This is a genomic window from Bacteroides difficilis (assembly GCF_048319815.1).
Classification (GTDB): domain Bacteria; phylum Bacteroidota; class Bacteroidia; order Bacteroidales; family Bacteroidaceae; genus Bacteroides; species Bacteroides zhangwenhongii.
Window position 1 is genome coordinate 2833874 of record NZ_CP182814.1, and the last position, 13517, is coordinate 2847390.

Annotated in this window: 8 protein-coding genes; 2 read left to right on the forward strand and 6 right to left on the reverse strand. The window is 41.4% G+C overall.

What is annotated here, in order from left to right; genetic code table 11:
- Positions 1-59: 59 nt before the first annotated feature.
- The 3 genes from ACNOGP_RS10590 to ACNOGP_RS10600 form a co-directional block, all read right to left on the reverse strand.
- On the reverse strand, positions 60-743 hold the full coding sequence (locus ACNOGP_RS10590) for a WG repeat-containing protein (RefSeq protein ID WP_418212840.1): 684 nt from the start codon (positions 741-743) through the stop codon (positions 60-62).
- 318 nt (positions 744-1061) lie between these two features.
- Positions 1062-1964, reverse strand: coding sequence for a helix-turn-helix domain-containing protein (locus ACNOGP_RS10595; RefSeq protein WP_186968073.1), 903 nt, complete (start codon positions 1962-1964; stop codon positions 1062-1064).
- A 7-nt stretch (positions 1965-1971) separates the two neighbouring features.
- Positions 1972-2877, reverse strand: a complete 906-nt coding sequence (locus ACNOGP_RS10600; RefSeq protein WP_418212841.1) for a helix-turn-helix domain-containing protein — start codon at positions 2875-2877, stop codon at positions 1972-1974.
- Between the two features lie 285 nt (positions 2878-3162).
- Here ACNOGP_RS10600 and ACNOGP_RS10605 point away from each other — a divergent pair, with 285 nt between their 5' ends.
- Positions 3163-4239: an alpha/beta hydrolase gene (locus ACNOGP_RS10605; RefSeq protein WP_229099143.1), complete on the forward strand. Its 1077-nt coding sequence runs from the start codon at positions 3163-3165 to the stop codon at positions 4237-4239.
- Positions 4240-4322: 83 nt separating this feature from the next.
- Here ACNOGP_RS10605 and ACNOGP_RS10610 read toward each other — a convergent pair whose 3' ends face one another.
- From ACNOGP_RS10610 to ACNOGP_RS10620, 3 genes are read right to left on the reverse strand one after another with little or no spacing between them, the layout of a single operon-like run.
- Positions 4323-5666 (reverse strand): RagB/SusD family nutrient uptake outer membrane protein, encoded by a 1344-nt coding sequence (locus ACNOGP_RS10610; RefSeq protein WP_418212842.1) that lies wholly within the window; start codon positions 5664-5666, stop codon positions 4323-4325.
- Positions 5667-5679: 13 nt separating this feature from the next.
- On the reverse strand, positions 5680-9003 hold the full coding sequence (locus ACNOGP_RS10615) for a SusC/RagA family TonB-linked outer membrane protein (RefSeq protein WP_418212843.1): 3324 nt from the start codon (positions 9001-9003) through the stop codon (positions 5680-5682).
- A 30-nt stretch (positions 9004-9033) separates the two neighbouring features.
- Positions 9034-11667, reverse strand: a complete 2634-nt coding sequence (locus ACNOGP_RS10620; RefSeq protein WP_418212844.1) for a zinc-dependent metalloprotease — start codon at positions 11665-11667, stop codon at positions 9034-9036.
- Positions 11668-11853: 186 nt separating this feature from the next.
- Between ACNOGP_RS10620 and ACNOGP_RS10625 the strand changes: the two genes are divergently transcribed.
- Positions 11854-13509 (forward strand): M23 family metallopeptidase, encoded by a 1656-nt coding sequence (locus ACNOGP_RS10625; RefSeq protein ID WP_418212845.1) that lies wholly within the window; start codon positions 11854-11856, stop codon positions 13507-13509.
- The last annotated feature ends 8 nt before the right edge of the window (positions 13510-13517 follow it).

The following is a 13517-nucleotide window of genomic DNA, read 5'->3' on the forward strand; positions in this document are numbered from 1 at the left end:
AAATGAGCGTTAAGGCAGAATACTGTAGGCTGAGATGAAATGAATGCCGGAGTGGTTGGTTACAGACATTCGCTGCCCTGCTTATTGATTTTCATGCTTTTTCCATAGAGACCCACTCGGGCTATGTTGTTATAAAAGGGTTCTGCTATATCGTATTTAAAAGGAAGTATTTCTTGATTTTCTTTGTCTATGTATCCCCATTTGGCGGATTGTTTTTCAATGCAGACGGCTGCCAGTCCTTCGGAAAAAGGACAACCGTTGTCATATTCTAATGGAATGACGACTTTGCCTTTCATGTTGATGAATCCCACCTTACTATTAAGAGAGACGAGTGCCAGTCCTTCGGTGAATTGCTCTATCAGACTGTATGTTGGTGGAAGAATATAATTGCCTTGTCTGTCGATCAGCCCCCATAATCCGTCATTGCATACTCGTGCACATTCTTGTTCGAACGAATGGGCTGCTGAAAAGTTAAAAGGAATTTGTATATGTCCTGTGCGGTCGATATATCCATATTGGGAGTCGCGTACTACCATAGCTAAGTTCTCTTTGAAGGAAAAAGCCCGTTCATATTGTAAAGGAATGATGATATCATATCCTTTGTTGATGTATCCCCATTGTATTGTACCTCTAGCCGGAGCTAATCCCTCTGAAAAATGACCGATTGCCGAAAAACGCTTTTTCTTATTAGCCACCCCGTAGGCTAATAAAGATGCAAAGAACTTTGTAATAATGTTGTTCATTTTACGATTGTTTGTTGTGGTAGTATGCGTCCAGATACCGTATATATACAAAAGAAGCGTGGACGTCGTTAGTTCATCTTGTTCAGGGCTCTGGTAAACCTATTGGGAAATGAACAACAGAGTCCACGCCCTTGCATATAACAAAGACGTGAACGCTTAGTTGCCATTATCTCCCCAATAGATGAATTTACCAGATTCTGACCAGAGATAATATTCTAAACGCTTCTACGTTATTAATCGTAATAAGTGGGAACAAAGATATTGTTTTCTTGTTGAATAACAATGCTTTTGGAGGATAAATATGAAAAAAGAGTAGTTTTAATTCACCTGTTTTGGATAATCACTTGGTGACATACCTGTTATTTTCTTGAATATAAGGCTGAAATGCTGTACATTCGGATAGCCTAATTGACGGGAAACGGCAGTGGGTGTGGCACCGTCTTTCATCAGCATTCGTTTAGCAGTCTCCAATCGTTTGAGTTGGAAATACTGTTCCAAAGTCTTGCCTGTTTCAAATTTCAGCAGGTCTGTAAAATAAACAGGAGAAAGATTGAGCCTTTCCGCCAGATAGTCGGGTGTAGGAAGTTTGCCATTTTGTAATTTCCCCAACTCTATATAATCCTCAAGCAACTGTTCCATTTTTCTGAGAATTGCCTTATTCCTGTTTTCGCGGGTGATAAACTGACGTTCGTAGTAACGAGTGCAGTAATCCAGTAATAGTTCGATATGCCGTGAAAGGATAGTCCTGCTATGTGTATCAATCGAATGATGCAGTTCTTCCTCTATATTCCATAGACAGCAGGTGACTTTCTCTGTTTCACGCTGCGATAGATGCAATGCCTCTTCTTTGTGGTAGTGGAAGAAGGTGTAATTATTGATATGGTTCTTCAATGTGGTCTGAAACAGCAAGTCCGGATGAAACACCAGCAAAAAGCCTTTGCTGGGTAAGGTCTTTTCCTTGCTCATTCGGAAAACTTCACCCGGTTTAAGAAAGACCATTGTCGCATTGGAATAATCATAATACTTCCGGCCGCAACATGAACATTCGTCCGGACAGTCTTCTATCAGTAAGATAGCGTAGAACTCGAACTTGACAGTATCCTGCTCCAGACACGGATTCTCCAAATTAATAAGACTCACCTGAGGATGCAATGTTTTGCAGTCCAGACAACGATTGCATTCATGCACGGTATTCAAGTCCAATGTATTTTTCTTCTTCATATTCTTTTCACAGATTATTCTGTACACGGTATTCGTTAGGAGTACATCCTACCCGTTTTTTGAACAGGCGGCAAAAATGCTGCGGGTACTGGAATCCCAATGAGTAGGCAATCTGGCTGACTGTATCTTCTGTGCCGATCATACGTTCCTTTGCCATTTCGATTACTTTTTCCTGAATATGTTCCTGTGGTGTCCTGCCGGTTTCTTTCTTTACCATATCGCCGAAGTAATTGGGGGAAAGGCATATTTTGTCAGCGAAATATTTGACAGTAGGTAAGCCGTTTTGTTCTGCAAAAGTTCCTGAAAAGTAGTTGTCAAGTAATTGCTCGAAACGAGTCAACACATCATGGTTCGCTTTACTGCGGGTGACGAATTGTCGTTCATAGAAACGCATACAGTAGTTAAGGAGCAGTTCTATATAGTTTACAAGCAATGTTTTACTATGCTTATCCACTCCGTGCTCTAGTTCAAGGCGGATGATTCTCAGGCAATCCATAATAATATTCCGTTCCTCTTCAGAAAGATGAAGGGCTTCGTTTACTTCATACGAGAAGAACGTGTATTTCTTGATTGTCTTGCCAAGTGATGTTCCTAGTAATAAATCCGGATGAAAAAGTATGCCAAGTGCATTCACTTGCACGCGATCTGTGATCAATGTCGTTTCCGCATCCTGTCCGGGAGCAAAACATACAATGGTTCCTTCTTGATAATCATAATTTTGCCGCCCATATCTGATGTCACACGCTTTTTCGAGTTTCAGGTAAAGTGCATAGATACCATAATGCCAGTGTGCATAATTCATCTGCCGGGTGGCTTTATTTAAATCGATCACACTGACCAACGGATTCAAAGTTTCAAGGCCGTACAATTTATTGTATTGGTCTACACTGTTCAAGTTGAATATCTTGTTCATAATTATTGCTGTTTAATGTTTTAAAAGCACTTCCGTCGTATATCGTTTACAAAAATACGGGATAATTCTGTCATTCCAACAACCTTAATTACGGATTATATAACCTCAGTTACGGATTCCACCTTACTTACAGCTTCCGTCAGTATTATAAAATCTGTAATTAAGGTTATGATTGAGATGTAATATCAGTAATTTGTCTACCGGGGTTAGGCATAAATCTATCTAATTTTGTAACATTCCTAAAAGGGAATAGAAAAATGATTGATAACATAAATAATAGAATGTATGAGACGAACATTGAATTTTTCGCGTGTAGTAATGACAATATGTCTTTGTATTGCAGGCAAGCTGTTGTCAGCAGGTAATCTTTCTGACAGAAATAATAAGTTTACGGAAAAGAAATTAAACCTGATTCAAGAGTGGGACAAGACGTTTCCCGAAAACGATAAAGTACGTCACTCGAAAGTTACTTTTCACAACCGTTATGGTATCACGCTTGCTGCTGACTTGTATATCCCCAAAAATGCAGAAGGTAAATTGCCGGCAATCGCCATTAGCGGCCCGTTTGGTGCGGTGAAAGAACAATCTTCGGGACTGTATGCCCAAACGCTGGCAGAAAGGGGATTCTTGACGATTGCTTTCGATCCGTCTTATACAGGTGAGAGTGGTGGTGAGCCTCGTTATGTGGCTTCACCGGATATTAATACGGAAGATTTCAGTGCAGCGGTGGATTATCTTGCCAACCGTGACGATGTGGATACGGATCGTATCGGTATACTCGGTATTTGCGGCTGGGGTGGTATGGCGCTCAATGCGGCGGCTATCGATACTCGAATCAAAGCAACAGTAACGGTTACGATGTATGACATGAGCCGTGTGAACGCTAATGGTTACAATGATATAATGGATGCCGACGCCCGTTATGAATTACGCAAGCAACTCAATGCTCAGCGAACCGAAGACTACCGCAATGGTTCTTATACACTTGCCGGAGGGGTGATTGATCCATTACCGGATGATGCTCCACAATTTGTGAAAGAATATTACGACTATTACAAAACCGAACGCGGTTACCACAAACGTTCACTCAATTCTAATGATGGTTGGAATAAGACTTCTTCGCTTTCGTTTATCAATATGCCTATTCTGTCCTATAGCGACGAGATACGTAGTGCAGTGCTGATGATTCACGGAGAAAAAGCTCATTCCCGTTACTTTAGTGAGGATGCGTTCAAGAAACTGAAAGGTGACAATAAGGGATTATTGATTATTCCCGGAGCCAATCATGTAGATTTGTACGATAATCTGCAAGTAATCCCATTCGATAAGATAGAACAGTTCTTCAATAATAATTTGAAATAGCAGAATAAATATGATACAATGAAAAAACTCCCTTTGCTGATGATTTTGCAAAGGGAGTTTATAGTGGGTATCAGAGTAAATGGCTAATTGGAGAGATTCGGATTAGCTTCAATAGCACTTTGAGGAATGCGTAAGGTATAGCGTTCGTCATTCTGTTCCAAAATGATGGTCTGTCCGCTATATAAAGTTTTTTCTATTCTCGGACGGGTAGTACGGCGTAAGTCAAACCAGCGATGACCTTCGAATGCCAATTCGCGGGCACGTTCATCCAATATTTCAGAAATTAGAATTTCTTGCTCCATATTATTTATCTCATTCTTTTTCAGCTCATATTTTTCCGGATTATATCTCTTTTCCATTAATTGTAATAAGCGGTTTCTGGCTTCAGATAAATGACCTAGACGGGCAGCTGCTTCTGCTGAATTCAAATAAAGTTCACCGACACGGAAGCTACATTTATAATCTACACTTCCGCTTGTTTTAATTATGGGATAATAATCAACCTCATTGTCCTTTTCTCCGAAATATCTTATAGGGCGTAAATCTCCTTCACTAAACATATCTACAAATGATTGTGTAGCTTTTGATGCATCTAATGTGTTGGTTGGCCCATAAATCCTCTCATACGCAGTAATTGATTCAACAGAGGTATATAAATTGGCTTTGGCATCCGGATTATTGTAATCTTCGAGTGTCGCTTTTTGTTTTAAGACACGTTCTGCTGCAGCGTATGCAAGTTGCCATTCTCCTTTGTAAAGGCGTACCCGTGCTTCAAAAGCATCTACGGAAAGAGTGTTGAACCGATAATTATAACCTAATTCCCATTCTTTTTTTGTAATGAGATTGCGTGCGCTTTCTATGTCCTCAAGAATAGAAGTATATACTTCTTCTACTGTATTGCGTGATGGAATCTCTTCAAGGTCGAGGGTTAGTTTCAATGGAATGGATTTTGTCTTCGGTGCACCCTCTTTGGTGTAAGGTTGCCCGTAGAAGTTGACCAAAAGGAAGTGCATATATCCTCTCATTAAATAGGCTTCTCCCACCAATTGGTTGATGTCCTGTTCGCTTCCTTCCGTTATTTCATCTTGCTTGTCGATGATGGCATTGGCATAATATATATTTTCATAATAATCTAGCCAGCCGAATTCTCTGGCAGATGTACTATTGTTTATCCATTTTTCTATATCGCCGTAATCACTTTGGTCTATGTTATCTTTTTTTATGGTGATGTCTTTTGTACGCATATCACAAACACTCCTGTCCAAAAGGTCTTTTGAGTATGCCGTAGTCATCAATGCTCTGTATTCTTCTAGAGTGTTGGGGATGACTTTTCCGACAGGCTGTATGTCGAGGTAGTTACTGCATGATGTCATGACAATGCAACCTGTCAATACAAGAAATCTATATATTGATTTTATTCTTTTCATATTGGAGAATTACTTAAAAATTAAGACTGAGGTTGAATGTTACTGATTTGGGCACCGGAGTGGAATAGAGATTGCTCATTGATTCCGGGTCCATATAGTTTTTGTAACTAGAGCCAAAAACTAATAGATTACGTCCTTCTACAGCAACAGTCGCTCCGTTGATGTTGATTTTACGGAGCCATTCTTGCGGTAACTTATATGCTAGTCTTATATTCTGTAGGCGTACATAGTTGAGACGTTTTACCCATAAGTCAAGGTTCTTATAAATAGCAGGTAGATCACCGAAAAGTGCATAATCGGCAGGATAATTATTTTTTGTGAGTAAAGCCGGAAACTTTCCACTATGGTTTTCGGGTGTCCAGCGTTCAAGGATATCCTGATTTGCATTATGTCCGGGGTCAAATCCGACAACATTGTAAGAAGGATTTGTACGTACATGTGCACCAAAGTAATATGAAAAGTTGAGATTCAATTCCCAATTGCGGTAGTTGAATGTATTGATTAAACCACCTGTGTAGGGAGCGTCATTTGTTCCGGCATATTCGTATAGGCTTTGTTGGAATTCTGCAGTCGCATCATACTCATAAAAGCCTCCAAATCCTCCGGTTAGGTCTACCATTTCGAATAATTTTTCAACAGTAACAGCTTCATCGCTTCCTTTTGGATAGATAAGTATGCGTCCTGTTTCCGGATCAACCTTGCTTTTGATTGCAAAAATAGTACCTACCGGGTAACCTTCCAGTCCTGGAGTCGGGCTGTTTTCCTTTTTATGATCTTTAAGTACTTTGTTGTTGTTATAAGCAAAATTGAATGTAGTGGACCAAGAAAAATCCTTAGTTGTTATATTACGGGTTTCCAGGTTTATTTCTACCCCCTTGTTCTCCATGCTGGCCCAATTGATTGCTTGTGAGGAGAAGCCGTTTTCCAAAGGCAAGTCCTTGTAGCCGATAAGGTCGCTTCCCCTTCTGTAATAATAGTCTATACTGAGATTGATGGCTGATTTGAGTACGGAGAGATCTATTCCGGCATTGTAAGACGCAGTCTTTTCCCAACGCAGTTTGTCGTTGGGAGCTGAACCGATGGTTATAATTGTCTCATTTTTATCAATTACTGTTTGGTTACCATAATTACCGAGCAAGAAAGGAGAGGTATTTTTATCAATATTACCTTGCAGACCGTAGGATAATCTCAAAGCTAAATTATCCATCCATTGATTAGCCGGTTTCAAGAATGGCTCATTGGAGATTCTCCATAATCCACTGACAGAGTAAATGGGTAAGAAACGGTACTTCTTGTCTACCCCGAATAGATCGGAGCCATCCATACGTACGCTTGCTCCTAATGTGTAACGTTTCATAAGTGTATAGGAACCGTTAGCATAGAAAGATGCAAAAGCGTTTTCTGTATAAGATTTTATGTGCAGCGGATAATTGTCAGCGTCTCTTAGGTCAATGTTAAGTGGTTTTGTTGTGAGTGTCTTAGGATCATAACCGTAAGCGGTGGATGCAAGTGCATCATACCAGTTTTTGCGGATTTCCGAACCACCCATAATTTGTACCTCATGGATATCTTTGAAAGTCTGGTTCCATTCGCCTTGTATCTTCCAAGTGATTTGCGAGGTAGTGGAGTTGCTTACTTTATGCATTCCTCCTTCCGGAATAATATAACTCTCTCCATCTTTGCTCTCTTCGCGCATATAACGCATGGAGAATGTGTTTGGACCGATATATTGTTCAACTTTAGATTGTTCCCATTGCAATCCGACTTGTGAAGTCACTTTCCAATGATCATTGAAACGTAAATCAACATTGAAGATCGAATTAATAGCAGTTGTCACTGTCTCTTTACTCGTATTGGCACGTTCTTCAAGGATATTGAGCCCTCGTTTGAGGTCCGGTTCGTTATCACTTGTCGAGCGGATATCGTAGTCGTAGATATAGTTATTTTCCGCATCGTATATTTCCTGATATGGGTTTGCCACACGCGAATAATAAATTGGATTTGAGTAACCGTATTTGTCACTTACAAAATCTTGGTTCTTCCGTCGGTTGGCAAATATGGAAGCCCCGATTTTTAGCATTCGGTTTACCTGATAAGAGGTTTTGCTTGTCAGGTTAAAACGGCTCATATCAACACCTGGTACATTACCATTTTCTTTAGAGTAACTTAATGAATTGTAATAGGTGGTTTTTTCGCTACCTCCTGAAATACTGAAATTGTATTCTTGGGTAAATGCACTTCTGAACAAGAGGTCGTTCCAATCAGTATTAATTGTTTTCAATCGGTTGATAGCGTTTTGAGCCTCGCTGCTTAATCCGTCCCATCCTTGCTGTTGGTAAGTTTCAAATAAATTGTATTGCCTTAAGACAGAAGCGACTCCTCCCTTGCGATAAAAAGGATGGGCAGTGAATATGTCATCCGGTTCTTTCATCAATTCCAATTCCAAATTGATTTTCTGCTCGGAATTTAATAGATTCAGTCGCGAAGTATTCAAATTGGGCGTATAACTCAATCTTGTGTTGAAATTGACTATAGGTTTACCTGTGCGTCCTCTTTTGGTAGTAATTACAATTACACCGTTTGCTGCGCGTGCACCGTAAATAGCTGTTGCAGCAGCGTCTTTCAAAATTGTAATACTTTCAATGTCGTACGGACTGATTCCGGCAATAGATGATTGTCCTATGTTTACAATATCATTATCCGTATCACTGTCTAAATTCGGAATATCCGTCCCTTCCAATGGAATTCCGTCCAACACCCACAGCGGGTCTTGCGTTCCGTTTAGCGACGCTGTACCACGAATACGGATACGTGCGGGGGCACCCGGAGCACCGGAGGTTGTCGTAACGGATACACCGGCTATTTGTCCGGCTAATGCCTGGTCGATACTTTTTGCGGCACCTACCATTGCATCTGTAACATCTACTTTGGCAATGGAGGCGGTCAGTTTGCGGCGTTCCAACTCTTGATAACCGGTTACTACTACGTCCCCTAATGTATGTGATGAGGCTTGAAGTACAATACGGTAATTTTCTTTTCCAGATTGTAATGGTATACTTTGCTCTTCAAAACCGATGTAGCTACAATGAATCCGGGTTACTTTTTCCGGGACAGACAAGGAAAACTTTCCGTCTATATCTGTAATCGTACCTAGAGATGTTTGTGATACTCCGGCTTTTTTCAGTTCATCGGCTGATACGTAAACTGAGGCGCCGATGAGTGGTTCATTATCTTCACCGGAGATCACGACTCCGGTGATAGTGCGATTCGCGGCATTGGCAAAAAACAATGCGTTGGCGAAAAGGCATATCAAAATACAAAGATGTCTTTTTCTCATTAATTGTAAATGTTTAGTGATTGATTTGTTTTATTTGACTCCTAGAGCTGTGTTAATTCGTAAAATCATATCTTCATAATGGTAGCGTGTAGCCGTATCGGAAGTTCCAAGACGATTCTGCAACAGCTTCTTGATACGTAACAACTCACCGCGCTTTACTGAGATTGCATCTGAGATGCGGTTAAGCTGGCTACCGTAGAAGTTGAGCACACGTGGAGCTCCCATGCGGTCTTCCTGGCGAAGTGCCCGTTGTTCAGCTGCATAACAGCTACAGAACGGAGTGGCATGGTCAAGCAAGAAGTGTTCATCGGCAATCTTTTTGTTGATTTTTACTGCTTCGGGTTCTGCTGCGGCTGTCAGCAATGCATCAAGGAAATTTTTTTGTAAAGAACGTTCCATGACATTGGGGACACCTCCCCGTTCGGTAACTCCAAAAATATTTTTATGAAGTCCATCCATCAGTTCTACTACCGTAAAGGCCTTTTTCCCATTGACGGATTCATTTTCAATCATACGCATCAAGCGATTGTTGCCCAATAAATCCCAAAGAATGTAAGCCTGTGCATTTTTGAGAATCTGAGTAGGAGCGTTCTCCTGTTTTCCCACCGGAGTATTACGCAGGAGATAGGTGTACTGTCCCACTTCCGTGTCAAACAACCATTTAGGATAGGTCAATACCTCATTCAACAGGAACTTAAGTGCGGCCTGTTGCTTCTCTTTTTCTACGAATGTATAGGTCCTGATGCCATCTCCCACAGTTGTATTTTCGATATAAATACCACCGATGTTGGCGAGTACATGATATAAGTAGTTGTTCCACTGATTGATGACAGCATAATAGAGGCGTGACGCTTCTTCATAAGTCTGTCCCTTTTCTCCGGTTGTAGTCCATTGGAGAATCTGTGGCACAATACGTTTCAGGTTCTCAATACCTAGTAGGGAAGAACGAACCGGGTCGTCACCTAAATCTTCATTTTGTGCGCGCGGATCTACTGCGTCACGAACATCTTGTGCTTCGCTATATTTATAGAGGCGGTCGGTGTGTTTGCTCAAAAAGTCAAATAAGAGAGCTTTTTCTTCTTCCGGAGTATTTTTCCCATACCAACGGTAACCGTATTCGATAGCGAACATATCGTATGGACCGATGTGCGGAGAAAGAACCTTCACACCGTCTCCCGGCTGGGCGATATAGTTGAAGCGTGCATAATCCATAATGGATGAAGCTGTAGAATTCATTCTGGAAGTGAATGTTTCGGAACGCAATGAATCCGTCGGGAAAGCCCACGATCCCATCATGTTATGACGTAAGCCCAATGAGTGTCCTACTTCGTGGCAGGCAACGAACCGGATGGCGTCTCCCATCAAGTCATCGGGCAGTTGTACTTTGCGTGCTTCGGGGCAAACGGTTCCGGTCTGTACCGTAATCCATTCACGTACCATAGAAAGCACGTTGTGCCACCACATGATATCCGCTTCCAGAATCTCTCCGGAACGAGGGTCCAGAAGAGAAGGTCCCATTGCGTTTTTCTTTTCCGAAGCAGCGTATGTCAGCACGGAGTAATTGACATCATCCATGTCTACGTGCATACTGTCCGTTATTTCTTTGGCGATAATCGCATTTTTGAAACCGGCTTTCTCAAAAGCGACCTGCCAATCTTCGATTCCTTTTTTGATGTACGAACGCCATTGGTAGGGAGTTGAGTTATCAATATAAAATACGATTGGTTTGGCAGGCTCCACAATCTGTCCTTTTAGATAGGCTTCACGGTCTTCCGGTTTCGGCTCCATGCGCCAACGGGTAATGTATTGTGTCTTGTCCGTTCCTTGTTGGGCGTCGCTGAAGTTCAATAAAGGGTTGGTGAAGTATCCGACTTTCTGATTATCAAAACGTCCCATCATCGGTGTTTCGGGTAATAAAAGAATGGAAGAACTGACTTCCACTGTCACATACACTGTTGTAGTTCCTTCTGTCACTCTGGTTGTCAGCTCGGAAGTTGCCACGACATTGTTTGAGAAAGATTTGATAGACAGGATACGTGATAAATTCTTGATAGCCGATGTGCCCAGATTGATATTGGTAAACACATTATTGATACTGGTTTCCGTGCCGTCATAAATATCATTCACTTTGATTACCAGTGCAGTAGAATCGGCATTGACAGCTTCGATTTTGAATGCGGCAATCAATGGAGAAATAAAATTATCTTGTACCGAACGGAAAATGGCGTCAGTACGGGGCGCAAGAGGTAACGGGCGTTGTTGGCGGAACATCAGTTTGCCATTTGCTTTGTCCCATTCCATGCAAACCATCTGATTCTCGTAGTTTACTCCACGATTCACACCTGCCTCATTCAATTCGGCAGGAACCCGTTGCAGTTTATTGACAACCAATAAGTCGCGTCCTAAAAGTGCGGTAGGAATTTCAAAATAGAAATCATTTTTCTTTTGATGTACAGCAAACATTCCTTTTGTCGTTTTGCTGCCTTCCACTAGTTTCTCGTAGTCACTTTTACTCTTCTCTTCTCTCTCTTCTGGTTTTTTCTTTTTCTTCTTAAACCAACTCAGATTTTCTGTAGCGGGGGTAATTGCAAATGCCGAAAGGGCTTCTCCACTCAGCAATATACATGCAATGACCGCTGCCATTACTCTTACATACATTCTCATTGAGTTCTTTATATTTAATTATAATTAAAAAACGGATACAAAAATACGAATATAATGGATTTAAGGCAATAATGAATCTAATAATAAAAGAATTATTAACTAGTCTCTTATTGCATCATTCTTTCTGGATATTTCGTAATTTAGTTGGAATAGTGTACATTTGCCGGAAGTAAAAAAGAGAATGGAATGATAAAACAATATATCACTGCTTTGATGTTGGCTTGCTGCATCGGAGGTTATGGGCAGGAAAAAAAGCAAGCGACTTTTGTGCCCCCTTTTGATTTTCCTCTTACATTGAGCGGAAATTTCGGCGAAATCCGTTCCAACCACTTTCATGGCGGGTTGGATTTTAAAACAGGAGGTGTGATCGGCAAACCGGTTCGTGCCCTTGCCGATGGTTATATCTCGCGTATTCGGGTGACTAACGGTTCGGGGTATGTGCTTGATGTCTGCTATCATAATGGATATTCTACTATTAACCGGCATTTGAGCGGTTTTATTTCTCCCATTGCCGAAAGGGTGGAGGAACTTCAATATGAGAATGAGAGCTGGGAGGTTGAGATTATTCCCGAACCGGATGAATATCCGGTAAAAAGCGGACAGCAGATAGCTTGGAGCGGGAATACCGGATATTCTTTCGGTCCGCATCTCCATCTGGATATGTTTGAAACGGAATCGGGAGATTATGTAGATCCTATGCCTTTCTTTAAATCGAAAATAAAGGATACACGTGCTCCGAAAGCTGATGGCATTATGTTTTTCCCGCAGCCCGGTGAGGGAGTGGTAGACGGAAAACAAGAGATAAAAACGATACTCCCGAATAGTGAACGTCCGGTGGAGGCGTGGGGGGTGATAGGTACGGGTATTAAGGCATACGATTACATGGATGGCGTAAACAACCATTACGGAGTATATTCCGTTATTCTTACGGTGGATGGTAATGAGGTGTTCCGTAGTACAGTAGACCGTTTCTCTCAAGAGGAAAACCGGCTGATCAATTCGTGGACGTACGGGCAATATATGAAATCTTTTATCGATCCGGGAAATACGTTGCGTTTGCTGAAAGTCTCAAATGAAAATCGCGGTCTGGTCACGATTGACGAAGAGAGGGATTATCAATTTCTGTATACTTTGAAAGACGCTTTTGGAAATACTTCAAAATATAGCTTTATCGTGCGTGGGCGAAAGCAGCCGATTGAACCTTTCAATTATCGGGAAAAGTATTTCTTTGCTTGGGATAAAACCAATTATCTGCAAGAACCGGGATTGAGCCTGGTGGTTCCGAAAGGAATGTTATATAAGGATGCTCCGCTCAATTATCAGGTAAAAGCCGATAGTGGGGCAGTGGCGTTCACCTATCAGATTAATGATAAATCCATTCCGCTTCATGCGGGTTGTGAACTCCGTATCGGACTGCGTAGGAAAACGGTTGCTGATACGACCAAGTATTATGTGGCACGGGTTACTCCGAAAGGAAGTAAGTACAGTGTAGGAGGAAAATACGAAGACGGATACATGAAGACGTCTATTCGTGAACTGGGGACTTATACTGTCGCTGTTGATACGGTTCCACCGGAAATTATCCCTGTCAATAAGAATCAGTGGGGAAGGAATGGAAAGATAGTCTATCGGTTGAAAGATAAAGGAAGTGGCATTGCTTCTTATCGGGGAACGATTGACGGAAAATATGCACTTTTCGGACGGCCTAATATTGTAAAGTCTTATTGGGAATGCAAACTTGATCCGAAGCGTGTGAAGAAAGGGAGAAAACATACTGTTGAATTTACGGTTGTCGATCATTGCGGGAATACGAGTATTGCCCGTGAAAGTTTTGTCTGGTAATTATAAAA